At 65.6% G+C, this 19,859-nt stretch carries 17 protein-coding genes; 6 read left to right on the top strand and 11 right to left on the bottom strand.

What is annotated here, in order from left to right:
• Positions 1-38: 38 nt before the first annotated feature.
• Positions 39-1,778, bottom strand: coding sequence for a 2-isopropylmalate synthase (gene leuA / locus NIBR502771_RS14650; protein ID WP_141160391.1), 1,740 nt, complete (start codon positions 1,776-1,778; stop codon positions 39-41).
• A gap of 253 nt (positions 1,779-2,031) precedes the next feature.
• On the opposite strand from leuA, the gene NIBR502771_RS14645 reads away from it, so the two are divergent.
• On the top strand, positions 2,032-3,984 hold the full coding sequence (locus NIBR502771_RS14645) for a M13 family metallopeptidase (RefSeq protein ID WP_141160390.1): 1,953 nt from the start codon (positions 2,032-2,034) through the stop codon (positions 3,982-3,984).
• A gap of 87 nt (positions 3,985-4,071) precedes the next feature.
• On the opposite strand, the gene NIBR502771_RS14640 is transcribed toward NIBR502771_RS14645, so the two are convergent.
• The 5 genes from NIBR502771_RS14640 to NIBR502771_RS14620 form a co-directional block, all read right to left on the bottom strand.
• Positions 4,072-5,661 carry an LCP family protein gene (locus tag NIBR502771_RS14640; RefSeq protein ID WP_141160389.1) on the bottom strand — a complete coding sequence of 530 codons (1,590 nt, stop codon included), beginning with the start codon at positions 5,659-5,661 and terminating at the stop codon, positions 4,072-4,074.
• Positions 5,662-5,758: 97 nt separating this feature from the next.
• A complete protein-coding gene (gene era, locus NIBR502771_RS14635) occupies positions 5,759-6,718 on the bottom strand; it encodes a GTPase Era (protein ID WP_141160388.1) in 960 nt (319 codons plus the stop codon).
• Positions 6,702-8,033, bottom strand: coding sequence for a hemolysin family protein (locus tag NIBR502771_RS14630; RefSeq protein WP_141160387.1), 1,332 nt, complete (start codon positions 8,031-8,033; stop codon positions 6,702-6,704). Before NIBR502771_RS14630 ends, era begins: the two co-directional genes overlap by 17 nt.
• Positions 8,030-8,503, bottom strand: a complete 474-nt coding sequence (gene ybeY, locus NIBR502771_RS14625) for an rRNA maturation RNase YbeY (RefSeq protein WP_141160386.1) — start codon at positions 8,501-8,503, stop codon at positions 8,030-8,032. Before ybeY ends, NIBR502771_RS14630 begins: the two co-directional genes overlap by 4 nt.
• Complete coding sequence (locus NIBR502771_RS14620; RefSeq protein ID WP_141160385.1) at positions 8,500-9,588, bottom strand: PhoH family protein; 1,089 nt, start codon at positions 9,586-9,588, stop codon at positions 8,500-8,502. Before NIBR502771_RS14620 ends, ybeY begins: the two co-directional genes overlap by 4 nt.
• Before the next feature lie 411 nt (positions 9,589-9,999).
• Between NIBR502771_RS14620 and NIBR502771_RS14615 the strand changes: the two genes are divergently transcribed.
• Positions 10,000-10,917 carry a GerMN domain-containing protein gene (locus NIBR502771_RS14615; RefSeq protein ID WP_141160384.1) on the top strand — a complete coding sequence of 306 codons (918 nt, stop codon included), beginning with the start codon at positions 10,000-10,002 and terminating at the stop codon, positions 10,915-10,917.
• Here NIBR502771_RS14615 and NIBR502771_RS14610 read toward each other — a convergent pair.
• The 3 genes from NIBR502771_RS14610 to hrcA form a co-directional block, all read right to left on the bottom strand.
• A complete protein-coding gene (locus tag NIBR502771_RS14610) occupies positions 10,910-11,683 on the bottom strand; it encodes a 16S rRNA (uracil(1498)-N(3))-methyltransferase (RefSeq protein WP_141160383.1) in 774 nt (257 codons plus the stop codon). The two genes, NIBR502771_RS14615 and NIBR502771_RS14610, sit on opposite strands and share 8 nt — an antisense overlap.
• A 2-nt stretch (positions 11,684-11,685) precedes the next feature.
• Positions 11,686-12,813, bottom strand: a complete 1,128-nt coding sequence (gene dnaJ, locus NIBR502771_RS14605) for a molecular chaperone DnaJ (protein ID WP_141160382.1) — start codon at positions 12,811-12,813, stop codon at positions 11,686-11,688.
• 86 nt (positions 12,814-12,899) lie between these two features.
• Entirely contained in the window at positions 12,900-13,913 is a 1,014-nt protein-coding gene (gene hrcA / locus NIBR502771_RS14600) for a heat-inducible transcriptional repressor HrcA (protein WP_141160381.1), read from the bottom strand.
• A gap of 170 nt (positions 13,914-14,083) precedes the next feature.
• Here hrcA and NIBR502771_RS14595 point away from each other — a divergent pair, with 170 nt between their 5' ends.
• Positions 14,084-14,935, top strand: coding sequence for a DUF3097 domain-containing protein (locus NIBR502771_RS14595; protein WP_141160380.1), 852 nt, complete (start codon positions 14,084-14,086; stop codon positions 14,933-14,935).
• A gap of 121 nt (positions 14,936-15,056) precedes the next feature.
• Positions 15,057-15,467: a DUF4870 domain-containing protein gene (locus tag NIBR502771_RS14590; protein WP_141160379.1), complete on the top strand. Its 411-nt coding sequence runs from the start codon at positions 15,057-15,059 to the stop codon at positions 15,465-15,467.
• A gap of 36 nt (positions 15,468-15,503) precedes the next feature.
• On the opposite strand, the gene hemW is transcribed toward NIBR502771_RS14590, so the two are convergent.
• Positions 15,504-16,733 (bottom strand): radical SAM family heme chaperone HemW, encoded by a 1,230-nt coding sequence (hemW, locus tag NIBR502771_RS14585; protein WP_141160378.1) that lies wholly within the window; start codon positions 16,731-16,733, stop codon positions 15,504-15,506.
• Positions 16,734-16,758: 25 nt separating this feature from the next.
• Positions 16,759-18,615, bottom strand: coding sequence for a translation elongation factor 4 (gene lepA / locus NIBR502771_RS14580; RefSeq protein ID WP_141160377.1), 1,857 nt, complete (start codon positions 18,613-18,615; stop codon positions 16,759-16,761).
• Between the two features lie 174 nt (positions 18,616-18,789).
• On the opposite strand from lepA, the gene NIBR502771_RS14575 reads away from it, so the two are divergent.
• Both NIBR502771_RS14575 and rpsT read left to right on the top strand, forming a co-directional pair.
• Positions 18,790-19,341 carry a type II toxin-antitoxin system PemK/MazF family toxin gene (locus tag NIBR502771_RS14575; RefSeq protein ID WP_141160376.1) on the top strand — a complete coding sequence of 184 codons (552 nt, stop codon included), beginning with the start codon at positions 18,790-18,792 and terminating at the stop codon, positions 19,339-19,341.
• Positions 19,342-19,511: 170 nt separating this feature from the next.
• Positions 19,512-19,772: a 30S ribosomal protein S20 gene (gene rpsT, locus NIBR502771_RS14570; protein ID WP_018761400.1), complete on the top strand. Its 261-nt coding sequence runs from the start codon at positions 19,512-19,514 to the stop codon at positions 19,770-19,772.
• Positions 19,773-19,859: the final 87 nt, after the last annotated feature.

Genomic DNA, 19,859 nt, shown 5'->3' with positions numbered 1-19,859 from the left:
GTGCGGCCGGTTGGAACCGGCGGCACCACCGCCAGGTGTCAGGCCCGGGCGTCCCGGATGGCCCGGTTGACCGCCGAAATGACGGCCTTGAGGGAGGACATGCTGGTGTTCGCATCGATGCCGACACCCCACAGGACCCGCTCCCCCACGGCGCATTCGACATACGCGGCCGCGGCGGCGTTGCCGCCCTCGGACAGGGCGTGCTCGCTGTAGTCCAGCACCCGGACGTCCACGCCGTCCTCGTGGAGGATGTTCAGCAGGGCCGCGATAGGGCCGTTTCCCGTCCCGGTGCGGCTGACCTGGGCACCATCGATGGTGAGCGAGGCGTGAAGCGTCATGCCGCCGTCGGCATCCGTTTCCGTCTTGACCCCGCCCAGGGAGTAGCGGCCCCACTGCCCCTCGGCGTTGCCGGACGGCAGGTACTCGTCCTGGAAGATCTGCCACAGCTGTGCTCCGCTGACCTCGCCGCCCACGGTGTCAGTGCGGCGCTGGATGACGCCGGAGAACTCAATTTGCGCGCGGCGCGGCAGGTCCAGGCTGTGCTCATTCTTCAGCAGGTAGGCCACGCCGCCCTTGCCGGACTGGGAGTTCACGCGGATGACGGCTTCGTAGCTGCGGCCCAGGTCCTTGGGGTCCACCGGCAGGTAAGGAACCTGCCAGGTGAAGTCATCCACGGCCTTGCCGGCCGCTGCGGCGTCGCGCTCCAGTGCTTCAAAGCCCTTCTTGATCGCGTCCTGGTGGGATCCGGAGAAAGCGGTGAACACCAGGTCGCCACCGTACGGCGAACGCTCGGGAACCGGCAGCTGGTTGCAGTACTCCACGGTCCGGCGGACGTCGTCGATGTTGGAGAAGTCGATCATGGGGTCGATGCCCTGGACGAACATGTTCAGGCCCAGGGTCACCAGGTCCACGTTGCCGGTCCGTTCACCGTTTCCGAACAGGCAGCCTTCGATGCGGTCGGCGCCGGCCATGTAGCCCAGTTCGGCGGCAGCCACCCCGGTTCCGCGGTCGTTGTGCGGGTGCAACGAGAGGATGATGCCTTCGCGGGGGTGCAGGTGGCGGCTCATCCACTCGATGGAATCGGCATAGATGTTGGGGGTGGCCATTTCCACAGTGGCGGGCAGGTTGATGATCACCTGGCGGTCGGCGGAGGCTTCGAAAACATCGGCGACGGCGTTGCACACCCGCACGGCGTACTCGAGTTCCGTGCCGGTGAAGGACTCCGGTGAGTACTCGTACGTCACGTGCGTGTCAGCGAGGGTTTCCTCGTACTTCCTGCACAGGCGGGCCCCCTGCAGCGCTATGTCCAGGATGCCGTCCTCGTCCTGGTTGAAGACCACGCGCCGCTGCAGCACGGACGTGGAGTTGTAGAGGTGGACGATGGCCTGCTTCGCCCCCACCAGGGACTCGTAGGTCCGTTCGATCAGGTGTTCCCGGGCCTGCGTCAGGACCTGGATGGTGACGTCATCCGGGATGTGGTTACCTTCGATGAGCTGGCGGACAAAGTCGAAGTCCGTCTGGGACGCGGACGGGAAACCAACCTCGATTTCCTTGTAGCCCATGCGCACCAGCAGGTCGAACATCTTCATCTTGCGGGCGGGGCTCATGGGATCGATCAGCGCCTGGTTGCCGTCGCGCAGGTCAACTGCGCACCAGCGCGGGGCCTTGGTGATGACCTTGTCCGGCCAGGTGCGGTCCGGGAGTTCAACTTTGATCTGGTCCTGGAACGGCGTGTACCGGTGGGCGGGCATTCCGGAGGGCTTTTGTGCGTTACGCATGATGTTCGTGGCCTTTTCTATCGATCTTCAGTGAAAGGGTGGCCGGGCAACACAAACTCCGCAGCGAGGGTGGGCCGTGCGCTAGATAGCGTCTGTGGCCTCGCCGCGGCAGCTAAGGAGAAGGAGCTCTGCACGCACACTTTGAGGGTAACACGGGTGCGTAAGATGAAAGGGCACTACCGTCCGTAAAGTCCAGCATGCAGACGCTCTGCGGTGTTCCGCCCGGCAGCGGCGTCCCAGCAAAGGAGTTGCAGTGCCCATTTCGGGGATCGATCTGTCCACCATTGATCACACAGTCCGGCCGCAGGACGACCTCTACCAGCACATCAACGGCGCCTGGCTGAAGGCCACCGAAATTCCGGATGACCGTCCCCTGGAGGGGACCTTCACCGCCCTGCGGGACGGGTCCGAAATTGCCGTCCGGGACATCATCGAGGAGGCCGCGGCCAAGGGCGGCGACGCCACCGGGATCGAGCGGAAGATCGGCGGGCTTTACAGCAGCTTCATGGACGAAGCCACCGTCGAGGGCAAGGGCATGGAGCCCATCCGCGGGCGACTCGCGGAAGTTTTCGCCACCGCCTCGGCGCGGGACCTCATTGCCCTGGCGGGACGGCTGTTCCGCAAGGACGTGGGCGGCTTATTTTACATCTACCCCGCGCCGGATGCGGGCAACCCCGACCGGGTCCTTCTCTACACCGGCCAGGGCGGCCTGGGCCTTCCCGATGAGTCCTACTACCGTGACGGGAAGTTCGCCCCGATCGTTGCCGCGTACACGGCACACGTGGAGAAGATGTTCGAACTGGCCGGTGTTGCGGATCCGAAGGGTGCAGCAGCGCGCGTGGTCGGGCTGGAGACAAAGCTCGCGTCCCACCATTGGGACAACGTCACCCTCCGGGACCCGCAGAAGACCTACAACCTCAAGACGGCGGAGGAGGCCGCCGGGCTCTTCCCCCTGCTTGCCACCTGGTTTGACGCCGCCGGAATCGATGCGGACAAGCGCACTGAAATCGTGGTCAGCACTCCTGACTTCTTCACCGGCGCTGCCGGGCTCCTGGACGAAGTCCCGGTCAGCACGTGGCAGGAGTGGCTGGCCATGCGCGTCGTCAGTGCGGCCGCACCCTATCTGTCCTCCGAGTTCGTGGACGCCAACTTTGCCTTCTACGGCACCACCATCAGCGGCACGCCCAGGAATAAGGACCGGTGGAAGCGCGGCGTCGCGGTCGTCGAAGCAGGCCTCGGTGAAGCTGTCGGCCAGATCTACGTGGCACGCCATTTCCCCGAGTCCCACAAGGCGCGGATGCAGACTTTGGTGGCGAACCTGATCGAGGCCTACCGCCGCAGCATCAATGACGTCGGCTGGATGGGCGAGGACACTAAAGCCGAAGCCCTGCGCAAGCTGGAGGCGTTCCGGGCGAAGATTGGCTACCCGGACGAGTGGATCGACTATTCGGCCGTGGAGATCGACCCCGAGGACCTGCTGGGCAACGTGGAACGCGCCCACAACGCCGATGTCGACAGGCACCTCGATGAGGTGGGCAAGCCCGTGGACCGGAACAAGTGGCTGATGACGCCACAAACGGTCAATGCGTACTACCACCCGATGATGAACGAGATCGTCTTCCCCGCGGCTATCCTGCAGCCGCCGTTCTTCACCGCCGATGCCGACGACGCCGTCAACTACGGCGGCATCGGCGCTGTGATCGGCCATGAGATAGGCCACGGCTTTGATGACCAGGGCTCACAGTTCGACGGCGGCGGGGCCCTTCGGAACTGGTGGACCGACCAGGACCGGCAGGCTTTCGAGGCGCTGACGGCCCGGCTCGTGGCGCAGTACGACGCGCTCTCCCCCACCGCCGCGCCCGGGCACCACGTCAACGGCCGGCTTACGCTGGGCGAGAACATCGGCGACCTGGCAGGGCTCACCATCGCTTACAAGGCGTACCTGATCAGCCTCGACGGCAGGGAACCGGAGGTCCTTGACGGCCTGACCGGTCAGCAGCGGTTCTTCGCTTCCTGGGCCGCGGGCTGGCGCCAGGTCATCCGGCAGGAGGAGGCCATCCGCCGGCTTGCGACCGATCCCCACTCACCGAACGAGTTCCGGACCAACGCCATAGCGAAGAACCTCGATCCGTTCCATGAGGCCTTCGATGTCACCGAGGACGATGGAATGTGGATGCCGGCCGCCGAGCGGGTCAGCATCTGGTAACCGGAGCGCACCAACATGGGCCCCGCCGTTTTCGGCGGGGCCCATGTTCTTGCTGGTGGCACTTGAGCGCCGCAGGAACCGCTGCTGCTACCGGACGATCAGCTCGGGATTGGCCTGCTGGCAGACCTTGTCACCTGCGGTCTGGTTGACAATGTCCTGGGGCAAGGCAGCGGCAGTTCCGCCACCTGCCGCTCCGTAGGCCGTGCCGGTGGTGAAGTCGCTGCCGACATACACCTGAACGCCGGACACGCCCGGGGCGGGAATCATGAGCGTGGCAGGGATTCCCAGCAGCGCGGCCACATCGGCAGCCACATCCGCGAAGCCATTCCCGTAGTAGACCGCTGACTTGGCGACCGGCTGGGCGAGGAATTGCCCGGTCTGGGTGAAGCCGCCGGCTACCAGCGCCTGGACCAGCTCCTGGGCACGGCCGTTGACGCCGCTTCCGTTAGCGACCGTGACCGGCTGGATGGCCTTGTTGTACGGCGGAACCGGCGGAGCGGTCTCCGTGGGGGCCGCCGAAGGCGGTGCCGACTCCGTGGGCGACGGCGTGGTGGGCGCAGTGGGATCGGTCAGGTCCACGTTCTTCCGCAGCGCCGAAAACAGCTGGGCCCCTGCGGGTTCTGCGATGACGAGCCTGTTGGGGTCGACGGGTGCGGGCGTCGTGGGCACCGCAACGAACGCCACCTTGCTGATGTCGATGTTCTTGAGCCGGTTGCCGATGGTCAGCAGCGTGGGAACGGAAGCGAGGCCGTCATCCACCGTCAGGTTCTGGGTTACGACGTCGGCGATCTTCAGCATTTTCGCGGGGTCCGACAGGGTGCCTTCGTCCTTGATCTTCCGCGTCAGCGACGAGAGGAAGCCCTGCTGGGCCTTGATGCGGCCCAGGTCGCTGCCGTCGGCGAAGGCGTGGCGGGTGCGGAGGAAGGAAAGCGCCATCTCGCCCTGTACGGACGACGTGCCGGCCGGAAGCCGCAGCCTTGAATCAGGGTCGTAGACTGCGTCGCTGATGCAGACGTCCACGCCGCCGACGGCGTTGGAAAGTTCCTTCACGGCATTGAAGTCCGCCATCATGAAGTGGTCCACCTGCATGCCGGTGAGTTTGTTGACCGTGTCCACGGCGCAGCCGATGCCGGCCTCGCTCATGGCCTCATTGATCATGACTCCGGTGCGTGCCGGGTAATCCTTTTTGGTCTTGGTGTCCTTGCAGTCGGGGATGTCCACCAGCAGGTCGCGGGGAAAGCTGATGACGTTGACGCGCTTGTTGTCCTCGGAGATGTCCATCAGCATCATCACATCGGACTTGCCGTACCCGGTGGAATCATCGGCAGTCCCATACTCCGAGTTCTTCCCGTCGCGCGTGTCCGAGCCGAGGATCAGGATCTGCAGCCGGCCCGTGGCATCGTTCCCCGGCGACTCGGTGCTCTCCCCGCCCGCGTTCAACGGCGCCTTGGAGATGTTGTTCTGGAGCCGGAAGAACCAAAATCCGGCGAACGCAGCAGCCGCGACGAGGACCAGCGCCACCACCCCGGTGACGGCCTTCAACCACAAGGGCATGCTCCGCAGGGGCCCGAGGTGCCGTGCGGCACCCACGGTATGGCTGTCCGCGTGACGGGATACCGGTCCCGGTCCGGCTGACAGGTCAGCCCCGTTGTCGCGATTGTCGCGGCCTCGACCCACGTGGTGAACCTTCCTTTAAAAACGAAATCCGGTCCATTTTAGTGGTCCAGTCTGGTCAACTTACCTTGCACGCGCCCGCGAACAGTCCCAATGCTGGTCAGAAACCGAGTTTGACCAGTTGTTTCGGGTCCCGCTGCCAGTCTTTGGCCACCTTGACATGGAGATCAAGGTAGATGCGCGTGCCAAGGAGGGCTTCGATGCCTTTGCGCGCGTTGGTACCGACTTCACGCAGGCGGGCACCGCCCTTGCCGATGATGATGGCCTTCTGTGAGGGGCGCTCGACGTAGAGGTTGACACGCACGTCCAACAGGGGGCTGTCTTCCGGCCGGTCATCACGGGGAACAATTTCCTCCACCACGACGGCGAGGGAGTGCGGAAGCTCATCCCGGACACCCTCCAGGGCTGCTTCGCGGATCAGTTCTGCCACCATGACAGCCTCGGGTTCGTCCGTCAATTCCCCGTCCGGGTACAGCGGGGGCGACGGCGGCATGTGGCTGATGAGCACATCGGCCACCGTTTCCACCTGGAAACCGTCGGCGGCGGAAACGGGGACGATGTCCTTCCAGCCGTCCTCGCCCATCACCTCGCGGCCCAGGGCGGCAACGGCCAGGAGCTGTTCCGTCAGTGCCTGCTTGTCCACGAGGTCGGCTTTGGTGACGATGGCGATCACAGGCTTGCGGCCCACGGCTGCAAGTTGGGCGGCGATGAACTTGTCGCCGGGCCCGATCTTTTCGTTGGCAGGCAGGCAGAAGCCGATGGCGTCCACTTCGGCGAGGGTGTCGGCCACCAGGTCATTGAGGCGCTTGCCGAGGAGGGTGCGGGGACGGTGCAGCCCCGGCGTGTCCACCAGGATCAGCTGGGCGTCGTCGCGGTGCACGATGCCCCGGATGGTGTGCCGGGTAGTCTGCGGCTTGGCGGAGGTAATGGCCACCTTCTTCCCTACCAATGCATTGGTCAGGGTGGACTTGCCCGCGTTGGGCCTGCCAACCAGGACAGAAAACCCCGCGCGGAAACCGCCGAAGTCGTCCGGTTCGGCAGCCTTACTTTTCTTGCTCACGTGGAACTCCCTGCTGGGTTGTTTCGGCCTCCTCGAGGAGGCCTTCAAGGTCAGTCTCTACTCTTGGTACGGGCGCCGCAATGATGTGGCTGACGCGGTTCCGCCGGCCCTCGAGCCGTTCGGCCCGCAGCGAGACGCCCTGCACGTCAACGCTGCTTCCCACGATGGGGACACGGCCGAGCGCCTTCGCGAGGAGGCCGCCCACTGTGTCAACCTCGTCGTCGTCAATTTCGAGGTCGAAAAGCTCGCCGAGGTCGTCGATGCCCATGCGGGCGCTGACCCGGTAGGAGCCGTCCCCCAGCGCCACGGCTTCGGCGCTCTCGGTATCGTATTCGTCCACGATCTCGCCCACGATCTCCTCGATCAGGTCCTCGAGGGTTACCAGCCCGGCGGTGCCGCCGTACTCGTCGATGACGATGGCCACGTGCGTGGACTCCTTCTGCAGCTCGCGCAGGAGGTCGCTGACGGGCTTCGACTCGGGCACATAGCGCACCTCGCGGGCCAGTGATTCGACCAGCGGCGGCACCTGCCCGGGTCCCATCTGGTGGATGACGGCGGCCACGTCCTTGAGGTAAACGATGCCGAGGATGTGGTCCGTGTTCTCGTTGATGACCGGGATCCGCGAATATCCCGAGCGCAGGAACAGCGACATCGCCTGGTGGAGGCTGGAGCCGGCGTCGATGCTGACGATGTCCGTCCTGGGGACCATGACGGCCCGCACCAGGGTATCGCCGAAGTCGAAGACCGACTGGATCATTTCGGCTTCGGTGTCCTCGATCATGTCGGACTCGCTGGCGCGGTCAACGAGTTCCCGGAACTCCTGCTCGCTGAAGAACGCGTCGTCGCCGCCGGGTGCGCCTGGAGCTGCCGAACTTCCCAAAGCCACCAGCCAGCCCGGGATGGGACCCAGCACGCTGGTGAGGAACCGGACCATCGGGGCGGTGAAGCGGACGACCGCGGAGGAGTGCAGCCTGCCGAGCTGGCGGGGTGAGACCCCAACGATCACGAACCCCAGGACGGCCATGATGCCGGTGGCGACAAGTCCTGCGAGCCAAACGTTGTCGAGCAGGCTTGCGATCAGGACGGCGACGGCCACCGCGGAGGCCATTTCGAACCAGACGCGCCAGAAGCGAAGCGCCCGGGTGTGGGCCACGGGTTCAGCCAGGATGCGGCGCATCGCAGTGTCGCGGCTCCTGTGGAGTGCCTCTTCAGCGTCGTGCCGCGGAAGGAAGCTGAAGGCAGCCTCGGCCGCCGTCAGCAGGGCTGCGACGGCAAGGAAGACCAGAGCCACCGCAACCAGCAGCAGTTGTGTCACTGGGTGGTCTCGGCAGGTGCTTCTTTGCCGGTGAAGCCGGACAGGAGTTCCCGCTGGAGCCCGAACATCTCCGCCTTCTCTTCCGGTTCGGCGTGGTCGTAGCCCAGCAGGTGAAGGATGCCGTGCGTGGTAAGCAGCAGCATTTCGTCCTGCAGCGAATGCCCGGCGTTCCTGGCCTGGACCTTGGCGACCTGCGGGCAGATGGCGATGTCGCCCAGCATGCCCTGGGGCGTGGGCCGGCCGGGTGTCCCGGGGGTCAATTCGTCCATGGGCACCGAGAGCACATCCGTGGCGCCCGGTTCGTCCATCAGTTCAATGTGCAGCTTCTCCATGGCCGGCTCGTCCACGAGGAGGATGGACAGTTCGGCCTGCGGATGGATGTAAAGATGTTCGAAGATGTACCGTGACAGGGCCACAAGCGCGGACTCATCCACCTGGATGCCGGACTCGTTGTTGACCTCGATACTCACGCGTGTTCCCCCCGTTTTTCGCGGCTTGCTGAATGCTTGACGCGGCTCCGCTGGGCTTCGTCCCAGATGCTGTAGGCGTTGACGATGTCGCCGACGAGCCTGTGCCTGACGACGTCGGCGGCGTCCAGGACGGAGAAGTTCACGCCCTCGATTCCCTGCAGGATTTCTTCGACGATCCGCAGCCCGGATCGCGTCCCAAGGGGAAGGTCCACTTGGGTGACGTCTCCGGTGACCACCATCTTGGACCCGAACCCGAGCCGGGTGAGGAACATCTTCATCTGTTCCGGCGTGGTGTTCTGGGCTTCGTCGAGGATGATGAAGGCGTCGTTGAGGGTGCGTCCGCGCATGTAGGCGAGGGGTGCCACTTCGATGGTGCCGGCGGCCATGAGCCGGGGAATGGATTCGGGGTCCATCATGTCGTGCAGGGCGTCGTAGAGCGGCCGCAGGTAGGGATCGATCTTGTCGCTGAGGGTGCCGGGCAGGAACCCGAGACGCTCCCCCGCCTCTACCGCCGGGCGCGTGAGGATAATCCGGCTGACTTCCTTTTGCTGCAGTGCCTGCACGGCTTTCGCCATGGCCAGGTAGGTCTTGCCGGTACCGGCCGGGCCGATGCCGAAGATCACCGTGTTGGCGTCGATGGCGTCAACGTAGGTCTTCTGGTTGAGCGTCTTGGGCCGGATGGTCCTGCCGCGGCTGGAGAGGATGTCGTGCGTGAGCACGTCCACGGGATTCTGCAGCGACTGCGTGCGGAGGAGGGCCACCAGCTGTTGCAGCACCGCTGGGGTGATGACGGTGCCCCGGGCCACAAGGCCACGGACCTCCTGGAGGAGCCGCATGATGCGGGGAACGTCGCTGACCGGTCCGCTGATGGACAGTTCGTTGCCGCGGGCATGGAAGTTGACGTCCGGGAACTGCTCCTCGATGAACCGCAGTGCCTCGTCATGACTGCCGAGCGACTGAACCATCTGGTCGGAGTTCTCGAAGAGGACTACTTCGGTCCGGATGCCGGGAAGGGAGTGCGGGAATTCCCCCGGACTGCCATCGCCCGTGTTGAGCCGGCGCTTACCATTTGCTGATTCAGTCATGGTGCTGGCCCGCAGGCCCGTGGTCCCCTCAAAGATCGACATCAGTTGTTCGCTGCAGCCGATACCCGATGAACGGGGCACCTGCCGGCGGTCCCTTTATCTTACGCCAGCACACGCCCCGGCCGGATACCTGCCGGGCCAGTGACCTGCACCTCCGCCACCCTGAAGAGCCGTTTGCGGGCAGCGAAAAGCAGCGTTTGGTATCAACTTCATATCGGCCTCATATCGTTCCCGTTGCAGTTGGGGCCGGGGAGGCGAATGCGCGGTTGGGGCGGCCCTCCCCTGTGTAATGCTGGAAATCCAGCATCTGCTGGAACGCCAGGCCGCCAGGGGGATCGGCCCGCCACGCCATGAAAGGACAAGGGCAGGACAGTGCCGGAAACCTCTGTGCCCGAAAGGGCAGGACGACCCATGGGCCGCCTGCGCCCGGCCGTCCTGGCAGGAATCCTGGTGCTCGTTCCGGTCCTCACTGCCTGCACTGCCGAAGGCGGACCAGCCCCCACGGGGACCGTCGCCTCGGTCCCCGCCACAGGCGGCACCATGCCGGACGCTCCCTCCACCAGCGCCCCCCTGGAAACCACCCAGTCCTCCAACAAGGCGCCCGTGTACTGGATCGGCCGCACGGGCGGGAACGTCTTCCTCTACCGCGAGTTCCGGGACGTCCCGGAACAGGAAAACCCGGTGACCCGCGCCCTGCGCGCCATGATGTCAGAGAAACCGCTTGACCCTGACTTCTTCACGCCGTGGCAGAACCCGGACAAACTTGCCACGTCCATTTCAGGCAAGGACATCATCACCGTTGACGTCTCCGCAGATGCCTTCAACAGCAACCTCGACGCTGATATGGCAGCCCGTGCCATCCAGCAGCTGATCTATACGGCCACCGCCGCCGCTGCCAGCTCGGGCCTGATCGACACCGGGCAGCAGGTCCGGGTCCGGATCCTGGTGGACGGCCACACGGACTACGTGGCGTTCGGAAAAGTCCAGCTGGGCGCGCTGATGACCCGGGCCGCCGGCCTGGTGGCACCGGTCTGGATCATCGATCCCCAGGAAAACACCGAGGTGCCCAGCGGCAGCGTGAAAATCACCGGCCGCAGCACGTCGCCGGGGGCAAAGCTGCACTGGCAAATCCTGCAGTCCGGGGACGGTGGCAGCAAATCGCCCTTCCTGACCGGAGAAACCACGGCGGCCGCCGGGCAGGGCCAGGCGGGAGTTTTCACGCTGGCGCTCAACCTTCCGCCGGGCGACTATGAGCTCCGGGTGGCCCAGGCAGGTTCCGGCGGGGAGCCGGACCGCAATGAGGACACGAGGTCCTTCAAAGTCAGGTAGCGGTCCACCGGCCAAGGATGTCGCTTGCAAGCACGACGGCGGCGGGACCGGCTGTGGAGGACCGCAGGACGTGGTGCCCCAACAGGGCAGTCACGGCACCTTTGTCGCAGAGTTTCGTTACTTCCCGCGGGCTGATTCCACCCTCCGGACCGACAATCAGAAGGACTTCCAGGATTCCCGTCCGGGCATTCCCCTGCCACTGTTCAAGGACAGCACGCAGCGGGCGCACTGCGTCTTCGTGCAGGATGACTGCCAGGTCAGCGGCCTCCACTGCAGCGGACAGCCCTGCTGTTTCAACCGCTGCCCGGACTTCGGGAATCCAGGCCCGCCGGGCCTGTTTGGCGGCTGCCGCCACGGCGGATTCCCACTTGGCGTGGGCGCGGGCGGCCCTGTCGCCCTTCCAGCGGACGATCGACCGTTCCGACTGCCACGGTATGACGGCGTCGATCCCCAGTTCGGTGGCCGTCTCGATCGCCAGCTCGTCACGATCTCCCTTGGCCAGCGCCTGGACCAGCACCAGCCGTACGTCCGGCATTTCATCCGTGGCCACGGCACCGCACTCCACTTCAAGGCCGGAGGGTGCAGCGGAGACGACCTTTCCGGTCATGCGGGTGCCGGCCCCGTCGACGATGTCCACCGGCTCTCCCGGCGACAGCCGTTTAACCGTGACTGCGTGGCGTGCCTCGGAACCGTCCAGGACAAAGTGGCCGCCGGGGGCCATTCCGGCCAGCGACCCGGCGGGTGTGAAGAAGACGGGATTGCTCACCGCTACAGGTTACCGAACCGGTCCCGGAGCTTGGCGAACATGCCGCCGCTGGCAGCGAGCTTTCCCTCTGTGATCTGTTCCCCGCGAAGCTTGGCGAGCTGCCGGAGGAGGTCTTCCTGCGCCGGGTCGAGCTTGGCCGGGGTGTCCACCTGGAGGTGGACCTTCAGGTCCCCGCGGCCGTAGCCGCGCAGGTGGGTGACACCAAGGCCGCGCAGGGTGATGACCTCGCCGGACTGTGTTCCCGGCTTGACGTCGATGTCCTGGGTGCCGTCGAAGGTTTCCAGGTTGACGTCGGTGCCCAGGGCAGCGGCAGTCATGGGGATGTGCAGGGTGGCGTGCAGGTCGTCGCCTTCCCGCACATAGGTGGCGTCATTGTTGACGCGGATTTCCACGTACAGGTCGCCGGCGGGGCCGCCCGCCGGGCCGGCCTCACCCTGCCCGGAGAGCTGGATCCTGGTTCCGGTGGCTACGCCGGCGGGGACTTTGATGGTCAGTGAACGCCGGCTGCGGATCCGGCCCTGGCCGCTGCATTCGTTGCAGGGGTCCTTGATGACGGTGCCGAAGCCTTCGCAGGTGCCGCAGGGGGCCGCAGTCATGACCTGGCCCAGGATGGAGCGGACGGCCCGCTGGACCTGGCCGCTGCCGCCGCAGATGTCGCAGCGCTCGGGGTGGGTGCCGGGCCGGCAGCAGGATCCCTCACAGGTGGGGCAGACCACGGCGGTGTCCACTTCGAGCTTCTTGTTCACGCCGAACACGGCGTCGCGAAGGTCGATCCGGACGCTGATGAGGGCGTCCTGGCCGCGGCGGACACGGGAAGCCGGGCCGGAGCTGCCCCCGGCGCCGAAGAAGGTGTCGAAGATGTCCTGGAATGCGAAGCCCTGGCCCGCGTAGCCGGCTCCGCCGAAGCCGTTGTCCGTGCCGTTCTCGTTGCCCGTGGTGTCGTAGATCCGCCGCTTCTGGGGGTCGGAGAGGACCTCGTAGGCGTGAGTTACTGCCTTGAAGCGTTCCGAGGCATCCTCACCGGGGTTTACGTCCGGGTGGAGGGTGCGGGCCAGTTTGCGGTAGGCCTTTTTGATCTCTTCGCCCGTAGCTTCGGGTGAGACTCCAAGGACGTCATAGTGGCTGCTCAAAGTTCGTATCTCTTCCTTGTTGTACTGCGTTCAGTCGGGCGGCCCGGCCCGTTGTTCCCGGCCGGAACATGCTCCGGCCGCGCGGGTCAGGGCCCCAAAATCCTGGAAAGGTACCGGGCCACTGCCCGGACGGCGGCCATGGTGGTGGGGTAGTCCATCCTGGTGGGCCCGAGGATTCCTACCTTGGCGACGCTGTCGGGGCCGTAGCCGGTGGCCACTACCGACGCTTCGGCCAGGCCGTCGTAGGGGTTTTCCCTTCCGATGCTGACGGCAACGCCGCGGTGGTCCTGGGCCATCTCGCTCAGCAACCGCAGCATCACCACCTGCTCCTCGAGGGCCTCGAGCACGGGACCGATGCTGAGGGGGAAGTCAACGTTTGACCGGGCCAGGTTGGCTGTCCCGGCCATGACCATCCGGTCCTCCCTGGTGTTTTGCGCCAGCCCCTCGAGGCCAAGTGCCAGGGCGTGCGCAGCCTGCCGCTGTGCCTGTGCCGTGCCGGCCACGACGGAGGGAAGCGCCGTGGCAAGCCGGCTCAGCGGCGTCCCGGACAGTGCGGCGAGGAAACGCGTGCGGAGTGCTGCCACTGCGTCGTCGCTCAGGTCCTGGCCGACGTCGATGACCCGCTGCTCCACCTTGCCGCTGTTGGCAATGAGGACCACCAGCACCTTGCGGGGGGCAAGCAGCACGAATTCGATGTGGCGCACCAAGGCCTTGCTGAGGTGCGGGTACTGGACCACAGCCACCTGGTTGGTCAGCTGCGACAGCAGCCGGACGGTGCGGTCCAGGACGTCGTCGAGATCGTCTGCGCCTTCAAGGAGGGACTGGATGGCCCGGCGTTCGGCCGCCGACAGCGGTTTGACCGCCGAGATCTGGTCAACGAAAAGCCGGTAGCCCTTGTCCGTGGGAATCCGCCCTGCACTGGTGTGGGGGGCCGTGATTAATCCCTCGTCCTCAAGGGCCGCCATGTCATTCCGGATGGTTGCGCTGGAAACCCCAAGGTGGTGCCGCTCAACCAGGGCTTTCGACCCAACCGGCTCGCGGGAGTGGACGTAGTCCTCCACGATGGCCCGCAGCACTTCCAGTTTGCGTGGCTCGCTCACTCTCCACCTCCATCCATGGTGCAGGGCCCATGCCCCGCCAGATGCCACCTTGTTAGCACTCGACATGCCTAAGTGCTAACAGTCTATTATGCCTTGGCCCGTTGTTAGCATTGGTACCGCTCCGGGCGAAATTCCGGTGCGGAGGACCTAGCGCTAGGCGGATCGAATCCATGGATTACCAAAACTGGGGGCCCCGCGGCATTTCCGCCCCGGCCAAGTCGGAATTGCCCGAGGTGCCGGTGGAGCGGGGCATGGTGCTGGAGGATGTGCAGTCAGGCTGGGTAGGCGCCGTGACGCGGGTGGAAAAGTCCGGAGGGATGCACGTGGTTGCCCTGGAGGACCGCCGCGGGAAGTCCCGGTCCTTCAAGCTGGGCTTCGGTTTCCTCCTGGAGGGCCGCCCCATCAGGCTCATACCCCCGGCGCCGCGGCCGGCTGCCGGCGCTCCGGTTGCCGGCAGGACGGCCTCCGGTTCTGTCCGGGTCGCCGGCCAGCGGGCCCAGGTGGCCAAGGCAAGCCGCATCTGGGTGGAGGGCAAGCACGACGCCGAACTCGTGGAAAAGGTCTGGGGCGACGACCTTCGGGTGGAAGGCATCGTCGTCGAACCCCTGCATGGCATCGATGATCTGGCGGCGGCGGTTGCCGGCTTCAACCCCGGTCCCGGCCGGCGGCTCGGCGTCCTTGTGGACCACCTCGTTCCGGATTCCAAGGAGTCCCGCATTGCCGACGCGGTCATGGCATCCCCCGGCGCGGCCGGGAATGTCCTGATCGTGGGACACCCCTATGTTGACGTCTGGCAGGCCATCCGGCCGGCGGTCCTGGGCATCGACAAGTGGCCGGCCGTGCCCCGCGGACAGGATTGGAAGACCGGGATCCTCAAAGCCTTCGGCTGGCCGCATGCGACCAAGGAAGACATCGGCCTCGGATGGCAGAAGCTGCTGGGCGCCGTACGCACCTACGCCGACCTGGAAGCATCGCTGCTGGGGCGGGTTGAGGAAGTCATCGACTTCCTCACCGTGCCCTGAGGGGCGGACACCGCGCCGGAAGCCAGTATTCTTGGTAGTGCAATGCCGCCTTTTTCAGGGGCATTGCACTACGCGCCCGTATTTGACGTCAGCACCACTTGCATCTCCGAAGGAACAGACTGTGGCAGAAAACGCACGTGATCACAGGGATGGCCAGGGCCGCTCCGAGTACCATGGCGTCCCCGCCAATGCCCTGCCGCTCACGGCCAGCGAAGACCGCCAATGGGCCACGCTGGCACATTTCGGCGGGATCCTTGGCTGTGTCCCCTCGCTGCTGATCTACCTGATCTTCCGCGACCGCGGGCCGTTCACCGCGCAGGAATCCAAAGAGGCGCTGAACTTCAGCCTGCCGCCCACCATCGCCGCCGTGCTGGCCAACATCCTGGTGTTCATCCCCTATGTTGGCAACATCTTCGCCGTGATCGCGACCCTGATCTGGGTGGCGCTGACCTGCTTCTCGGTGGCCGCAGGAATCCACGTCAACAAGGGCCAGCCGCACCGCTACCAGTACAACCTGCGCTGGCTCAAGTAGCGGCGCAGGCCCTCCCCCTGGACGCGCCGGCGGCCGTCAGTCCGGAAGGACGCGGCGGACCACAGCGTCCGCCAGGAGCCTGCCCTTCAGCGTAAGGACAAGGCGGCCCTTGAAAGCGGCGGCCGGCTCCACCAGGCCGTCAGCGATGAGCCCGGCAACCTGGTGCCTGCCCCCGGCGCTGAGGGCCGAAACCTCAAGCCCTGACTGCAGGCGCGCCTCCAGCATCACCCGCTCCATGTTCCTGGTTCCGGCGTCAAGGGTTTCCCGGCCCGCCGCGGGCGAATGCCCCTGGGACAGTCGGTTGGCATAAGCGGACGGGTGCTTCACGTTCCACCAGCGCACCCCGCCCACGTGCGAATGCGCGCCGGGGCCGATGCCCCACCAGTCGTCGCCACGCCAGTAGGCCAGGTTGTGGCGGCACGCGTGCTCCGGGCTCCGCGCCCAGTTGCTGACCTCATACCAGCCGAGCCCGGCGTCGGTGATGAGCTGGTCGGCGAGTTCGTACTTGTCGGCGTGGTCGTCGTCGTCAATTCCCGGCACCTCGCCGCGGCGCATCTGCGCCGCCAGCTTGGTCCCGTCCTCGACAATCAGGGCGTAGGCGCTGATGTGGTCCGGCTGGTAGGACAGGGCAGTTTCCAGGGAGTGTCGCCAGTCGGCCAGCGACTCCCCCGGCGTCCCGTAAATCAGGTCCAGGCTGACATCCAGCCCTGCCTCCCGCGCCCACTGCACCACCTGCGGAACCCTGCTGGGGGTGTGGGTGCGGTCCAGGACCTTGAGCACGTGCGGGACGGCGGACTGCATCCCAAAGGAGACCCTGGTGAAGCCCGCCTCCTTGAGGACGGCAAGGGACTCCGGCGTGACCGAATCCGGGTTGGCTTCCGTGGTGACCTCGGCGCCGTCCTCGATGCCCCACCGGTCAATGGCGGCGCGAAGGATCAGGGCGAGGTCATCGGCCGGAAGCAGGGTGGGCGTGCCGCCCCCGAAAAAGACAGTGCTGAGCTTGCGCTCCGGCAGCCCGGAACGGGTCATCACCCTGGCGGCCAATGACACTTCCGATACTGCCGTTTGGGCGTAGGCGTCCTGTGACGCGCCGCCACCCAGTTCCGTGGCGGTGTAGGTGTTGAAGTCGCAGTACCCACAGCGCACCGCGCAGAACGGGATGTGGACATACAGGCCAAAGGCCCGGGCCGCCGCACCGTCTGCTGCCTGGGCAGGCAGCAGACCGTCCGACGGCGCCGGGTCGCCGAGGGGAAGCGTGCTGGGCATCAGCGGGTCCCCTGCTGCGCGGTGGTCACTTCTTCTTGGCCTTGTCCTTCGATTCGTCGGTGGTCAGGGCGGCGATGAACGCTTCCTGCGGCACCTCCACCGTGCCCACCATCTTCATGCGCTTCTTGCCTTCTTTTTGCTTCTCCAGCAGCTTGCGCTTCCGGGAGATGTCACCGCCGTAGCATTTGGCCAGCACGTCCTTGCGGATGGCCCGGATGCTTTCGCGGGCGATGATCCTGGAGCCGATTGCCGCCTGGATGGGCACCTCGAACTGCTGCCGCGGGATGAGTTCGCGGAGCTTGCCGGTCATCATCACACCGTAGGCGTAGGCCTTGTCCCGGTGGGTGATGGCGCTGAAGGCGTCCACCTGTTCACCCTGGAGCATGATGTCCACCTTCACGAGGTCGGCGACCTGCTCGCCGTCGGCCTTCCAGTCAAGGGAACCGTAGCCACGGGTCTTGGACTTCAGGATGTCGAAGAAGTCGAACACGATTTCCGCCAGCGGCAGGCGGTACCGGATTTCCACCCGGTCCTCGGAGAGGTAGTCCATGCCGCCCATGACGCCGCGGCGGGACTGGCACAGTTCCATGATGGCGCCGACGAATTCGTTGGGGGCCAGGATGGTGGCCGACACCATGGGTTCGCGGACCTCAGCGATTTTGCCCGTGGGGTACTCACTGGGGTTGGTCACGCGGACCACCTTCTTGTCCTCCAAAGTCACCTCGTATTCCACGTTCGGTGCGGTGGAGATCAGGTCGAGGTTGTACTCGCGCTCCAGCCGTTCGCGGGTGATCTCAAGGTGCAGCAGGCCCAGGAAGCCCACGCGGAACCCAAAGCCCAGCGCGGCCGAGGTCTCCGGCTCATAGACCAGTGCGGCGTCATTGAGCATGAGCTTTTCGAGGGCGTCGCGGAGTACCGGGTAGTCCGCGCCATCCAGCGGATACAGGCCCGAGAACACCATGGGTTTGGCGTCGGCGTAGCCGGGCAGGGACTCGGCCGCCGGCTTGGCAAGGTTGGTGACCGTGTCGCCCACCTTGGACTGGCGGACGTCCTTGACGCCGGTGATCAGGTAGCCCACTTCACCTACGCCGAGGCCCTTGGAGGGTGTGGGTTCCGGGGAGCTGACGCCTATTTCCAGGAGTTCGTGAGAGGCCCTGGTGGACATCATCTGGATGCGTTCGCGGGGGTGGAGCATGCCGTCCACCACGCGCACGTAGGTCACGACGCCCCGGTAGGTGTCGTAGACCGAGTCGAAAATCATGGCGCGGGCCGGCGCGTCCGGGTCGCCTTTCGGCGCCGGCAGGTCCTGGACGATCTTGTCCAGGAGGGCCTCCACGCCGACGCCGGTTTTACCGGACACCCGCAGGACATCCTCGGGGTCGCCGCCGATCAGGCTGGCCAGTTCGGCTGCGTACTTTTCAGGCTGGGCCGCCGGGAGGTCGATCTTGTTAAGGACCGGGATGATGGCGAGATTGTTCTCCATGGCCAGGTACAGGTTCGCGAGCGTCTGGGCCTCGATGCCCTGGGCCGCGTCGACCAACAGGATCGCGCCTTCGCACGCGGCCAGCGACCTGGACACCTCATAGGTGAAGTCCACGTGGCCAGGTGTGTCGATCATGTTCAGCGCGTAGCTGACACCGTCCACCTCCCAGGGCATGCGGACTGCCTGGGACTTGATGGTGATGCCGCGTTCGCGCTCAATGTCCATCCGGTCCAGGTATTGGGCCTTCATGTCGCGCGCCTGGACCACCCCGGTGGACTGCAGCATGCGGTCAGCAAGGGTGGACTTGCCGTGGTCGATATGCGCGATGATGCAAAAGTTCCGAATAATTGCCGGATCTGTCGCGGCGGGCACCGGTGCGGTGCGGGCCATGGGAGACACGCAGGGTCCTTACTGTTGGCTTTTCTGCAGCCCTCCGCCAGGCACACCGAAAGGCGCCCGCGGTCCAGCCGCACATCTTGAACTTCCAGTGTCCCACGTCCCGGACCCCGCCTCCGCATCCTGGCGGCTCGTCCACAGCACCCGGTGCCGCCACTCCGCCGATAGGCTGTCCGGATGGCAATGAATCTGCGTTCTCTGGGCAACGCCGTCCGCCGCGGCCTGCGCATGCTGCAAAACCGGCCCACGACCCAGCCGACCGCCCCGGAACAGCATCCAGGCGGCCGCGGCCCCGCGTCCGGCAGCCTCGGCGTGCCCGCCGAGGCTGCCGCCTATCCCGGTGATTACCGCGGCCGCGTCTCCGTCCGCTACGCTCCCCAACCGGACGGAGACCCGGATCCGGGCGAGGTGGTCTGGGCCTGGGTCCCGTACGAAGAGGATCACGGTAAGGGGAAGGACCGGCCGGTGCTGCTGGTGGGCCACAATGGCCCGTTTCTTTTGGGGCTGATGCTGACCAGCAAGGATAGGGTTCCCGCCGGTTCGTCGTCCATGGAGTATGTGGATTTGGGCGCCGGCGGCTGGGACAAGCAAGGCAGGCCCAGCGAAGTACGGCTGGACCGTATCCTGCAGATCCGCGCGGAATCCATCCGGCGCGAGGGTGCGGTGCTGGACAGGGCCCGCTTTGAAAAGGTTGCGTCCGGCCTCCGGCGGCGACACGGCTGGGAGTGACCGTCCGGAAATGGCCAGAGCGGCCGCTGACCTGCTAGTCTTTATTGCTGTGTGTCCGTGCAGGTCGACGGTCACTGATGGTTGGCCGCCATAGGTATCCCCACGCCGCTCAGTCAAGGCCAGCCTGAAAGCCCTCTAGACCATTTCCGCATTACAAAGAGAGTTCACACGTGGCGAATATCAAGTCCCAGAAGAAGCGCATCCTGACCAACGAGAAGGCCCGCCTGCGCAACAACGCAGTCAAGTCTGAGCTGAAGACGGCCATCCGCGCCGTCAACACTGCTGTTGAGTCCGCTGACAAGGAAGCTGCTACTACTGCGCTCGTTTCTGCCAGCCGTAAGCTGGACAAGGCTGTCAGCAAGGGTGTTCTGCACAAGAACAACGCAGCGAACCGCAAGTCGGCGATCTCCAAGAAGGTCAACGCACTCTAAGGTTTCCAGTTCCCACGAACTGATGGTGTGGCCGGTACCCGAGGGTACCGGCCACACGCTTTTAAGCTGTCCCGCCTGACCGCGGCA

Source organism: Pseudarthrobacter sp. NIBRBAC000502771, assembly GCF_006517215.1.
GTDB classification, from domain to species: Bacteria; Actinomycetota; Actinomycetes; order Actinomycetales; family Micrococcaceae; genus Arthrobacter; species Arthrobacter niigatensis.
Note: the sequence above shows the minus strand (reverse complement) of the source record. Positions and strands in the feature narration are given on the sequence as shown.

What these genes read in the sequence shown, in the direction of transcription:
- leuA (WP_141160391.1), bottom strand. Translation starts at nt 1,778, where the DNA reads ATGCGTAACGCACAAAAGCCCTCCGGAATGCCCGCCCACCGGTACACG.
- NIBR502771_RS14620 (WP_141160385.1), bottom strand. Translation starts at nt 9,588, where the DNA reads ATGACTGAATCAGCAAATGGTAAGCGCCGGCTCAACACGGGCGATGGC.
- NIBR502771_RS14615 (WP_141160384.1), top strand. Translation starts at nt 10,000, where the DNA reads ATGGGCCGCCTGCGCCCGGCCGTCCTGGCAGGAATCCTGGTGCTCGTT.
- NIBR502771_RS14595 (WP_141160380.1), top strand. Translation starts at nt 14,084, where the DNA reads ATGGATTACCAAAACTGGGGGCCCCGCGGCATTTCCGCCCCGGCCAAG.
- hemW (WP_141160378.1), bottom strand. Translation starts at nt 16,733, where the DNA reads ATGCCCAGCACGCTTCCCCTCGGCGACCCGGCGCCGTCGGACGGTCTG.
- NIBR502771_RS14575 (WP_141160376.1), top strand. Translation starts at nt 18,790, where the DNA reads ATGGCAATGAATCTGCGTTCTCTGGGCAACGCCGTCCGCCGCGGCCTG.